Consider the following 3,055-nt stretch of genomic DNA (forward strand, 5'->3'; position numbering starts at 1 on the left):
AACCGCCCCTCTCGTGACATTGCTGCGCAATGCACTGCCGGGCAGTGATCGAGATCATGTTCGGCCGCCTCAAGGACTGGAGACGCGTCGCACCACGATATGACCGATGCCCCGAGACCTTCCTCTCCGCAATTGCTCTCGCAGCGACGATCCTCTTCTGGCTGTGAAACTCAATGAGTCTGGACCCTAAAAATAAGGGAAGGAGGCGTCCACGATCCACTGAGCTATTCAGTTCACGCCCAACCGAGCCGCCGCTCTCGCTGAATGGCGCGGTCTCTGCGCAGCAGATCGGACAGCGTCACTCTCCTGGCAAGGACGTATTCGATGGATCTGGCACACCCTCGGAAACAGTTCCTGAATTCGTAAAAATCGGGTAGTCTGTCGCAGCACTTAATCAAAACGTTTTTCAAGGGATATGGGACAATGAATTTCAGAACATCCATACTTGGTTCGGGCGTCTTGATGTTGTCGTCGGGCCTCACCGGGTCAGCAATCGCTGCCACGAGCGCGGATACGACCGACCTTCGGGACGCAGTGACAGTTGAGGCCGTACGCGCACATCAGGCGGCCTTCCAAGGGTTTGCCAATGCAAACGACGGGACGCGGGAAGCGTCGAGCCCGGGTTACCTTGCATCTGTGGCGTATGTCGCAGAGCAGATGCAGGCTGCCGGGTACAATGTGACAGTGCAGCCTTTCAACTATCCTTTCTTCGAAGAGCTGACACCAGCGATCCTCGAACAGATCGCTCCGACACCGACCGCGTACGCCTATTTCGGTGAACCCGGCTTTGCGACGATGTCATATTCGGGTTCGGGCGATGTAACAGGGGTGGCACAGGGCGTCGACCTCATCCTGCCGCCGGATCCGGTCGCAAATACATCGACCAGCGGATGCGAAGCTTCTGACTTCGCGGTCTTCATCCCGGGCAATATCGCGATCATTCAGCGCGGGAGTTGTTCTTTCGCGCAGAAGGCCGCAAATGCTAAGGCTGCTGGCGCTGTCGGTGTCGTCATCTTCAACGAAGGCCAGCCGGGGCGAGACGTAAATTTCCTAGGAACTCTTGGCGGTCCGGATTTTGATATTCCGATCGTGGGAGCGTCTTTTGCCGTTGGCGTAGAACTTGCCGCGGCCTACGAAGATGAGGAAGCCGACGATGTCACCGTCCGTCTGGCGGTCGATGCGACGTCGGAAACCAGGACTTCGGCGAATGTCATCGCAGACAGCACGCTCGGTCGGGACGATCGCGTCGTTGTGGTCGGCGCGCATCTCGACTCCGTTTCAGAAGGGCCAGGCATTCAGGACAACGGATCGGGATCAGCCGCAATCCTCGAGATTGCTCTGCAGATGGCCGCACTCGAGATCGAGCCGCGCAACATGGTTAGGTTTGCATGGTGGGGCGCAGAGGAATCCGGGCTTCTGGGCTCGGAATTCTACGTGAGGCAGCTTTCAAAGCGTGACATCAAAAACATCGCCGTCAATCTCAACTTCGACATGATCGGGTCACCGAACTTTGTTCGCTTCGTCTACGACGGTGACGGCGATGCGACAGGGACGGCCGGGCCGAATGGTTCAGCCAACACGGAAAAGGTCTTCCTCGACTATTTCGCCCAGCAAAGCCTGCCTGTCGAGGCGACTGCCTTTGACGGACGCTCGGACTACGGTCCCTTCATCGAGGTCGGCATTCCCGCAGGTGGATTGTTCACCGGTGCCGAAGGTATCAAGACCGACCAAGAGGTCACCGTCTACGGCGGCGTGGCAGGTGAGCAATACGACCCGTGCTATCATCTGGCCTGCGATACATTCGATAACATCAGCCTGGTGGCGCTCGATCAGATGAGCGATGCCGCCGCGCATGCCGTCCTGACCTTCGCTCTCACGACATCGGCGGTGAACGGTACGGCCAAAGCCAACCCCAACGCCACGGTGGCGAGTGCGAAGTCGATGATCTATCGCGGGTCCCGCTTGCTGAAATGAGACCATCGGGCTGCAATCACCAGGTGGCCCGCGCTCTCCTCGCCGCCGCGCTTTCTTGCGCGGCGGCAGTTGCATCGCCTCAATCAGTTGCCGACGTTGAAACGGAACGCACGCTGGTCGAGGCCCTTGCATACGATGCAAGAAAAGGCGTCCTGACTGGCTGGGTGCCGCAAGGTGCCGACCGGGCCGAGGTCGTAAGACGGATCGGCGAACTTGCAGGTGCCGATGTCGAAATCGGCGTGAAGCTGGGCGTGTTGAGCAAAGCCGTCGTCTTCGATCATGTGTCTGCCGAACATTCCGTGCGACAGCTCTTATCAAGGGAATCGGTGGTGTTCCTTTATGACGACGTGAATGACAAGGGTACGGTGCTTCGAAAAATCTGGGTCGTTGCTGACGGCTTGCCGCCCAATCCGGTCGCGCAGGCTTCCTCTCCGTCACCGGTGGCTCAGACCGAAGCACCCGCCGAAGAGCTTAGTCGCGACGACCGCGCGGTTGCTCTGCGCGACCTTGTAAAGCTGAGTTACAATGCCGATGCGCGTTCCATTCGTCGGCTAGAGGATATTGCGAAAGATGCAAAGGACCCGGCCGAACGCAAGGCGGCGCTCAGCGCGCTGGCGGGGCTTTCGGAGGCGTACAGCGGCGAGGTATTCGTAACACATGGATTGCGTGATCGCGACGCAGCCGTTCGTATCGAAGCAGCGCGCAGCCTCTTGCGAACGAACAACATTCACGCCGATGCGCTTATCCGGAACGCCGCCGAGAAAGAGGCCGATATGCTCATCCGTGAAACCCTCAATGATCTCGCCCGTGGCGAGACTGTCGAACGCGCAGGTTCCCTGGATAGGACACGCGTGACCGAGTAGGCCCATCGACATCAGATAGGGTTAGCCCGAAGGGACCGGATTTTGGTTCGCACCATGCTGGTCCGGAGCCGCCGCGTCAATTGGAGACGACACAACCCCGGCCCAGCTCAGCAACAGGGGGGACAATTTTGCGCGCCGATAGGCGTTGTTGCGCAACTCGCGCTTGAGGGGTGACTGCCCCTTAGCCCACTGGCGTCATGCCACACGGACGATCTCGG

At 59.1% G+C, this 3,055-nt stretch carries 3 protein-coding genes; all 3 read left to right on the forward strand.

Features of this window, described 5'->3' with window-relative positions:
- The first annotated feature begins 29 nt into the window (after nt 1-29).
- The 3 genes from FOY53_RS22445 to FOY53_RS22455 all read left to right on the forward strand — a co-directional run bounded on the left by FOY53_RS22445 (nt 30) and on the right by FOY53_RS22455 (nt 2,837).
- Nucleotides 30-167: a transposase gene (locus tag FOY53_RS22445; RefSeq protein ID WP_342784382.1), complete on the forward strand. Its 138-nt coding sequence runs from the start codon at nt 30-32 to the stop codon at nt 165-167.
- Between the two features lie 256 nt (nt 168-423).
- The gene (locus tag FOY53_RS22450) at nt 424-1,974 is read left to right on the forward strand and encodes a M28 family peptidase (protein WP_222435335.1); all 1,551 of its coding nucleotides are present in this window, start codon (nt 424-426) and stop codon (nt 1,972-1,974) included.
- Nucleotides 1,975-1,997: 23 nt separating this feature from the next.
- Nucleotides 1,998-2,837: a hypothetical protein gene (locus tag FOY53_RS22455; protein WP_146592515.1), complete on the forward strand. Its 840-nt coding sequence runs from the start codon at nt 1,998-2,000 to the stop codon at nt 2,835-2,837.
- The last annotated feature ends 218 nt before the right edge of the window (nt 2,838-3,055 follow it).

This window comes from Puniceibacterium confluentis, from assembly GCF_007923445.1.
Taxonomy (GTDB): domain Bacteria; phylum Pseudomonadota; class Alphaproteobacteria; order Rhodobacterales; family Rhodobacteraceae; genus Puniceibacterium; species Puniceibacterium confluentis.

Coding starts and splice junctions, on each gene's coding strand:
- FOY53_RS22445 (WP_342784382.1), top strand. CDS start 30: ATGCACTGCCGGGCAGTGATCGAGATCATGTTCGGCCGCCTCAAGGAC.
- FOY53_RS22450 (WP_222435335.1), top strand. CDS start 424: ATGAATTTCAGAACATCCATACTTGGTTCGGGCGTCTTGATGTTGTCG.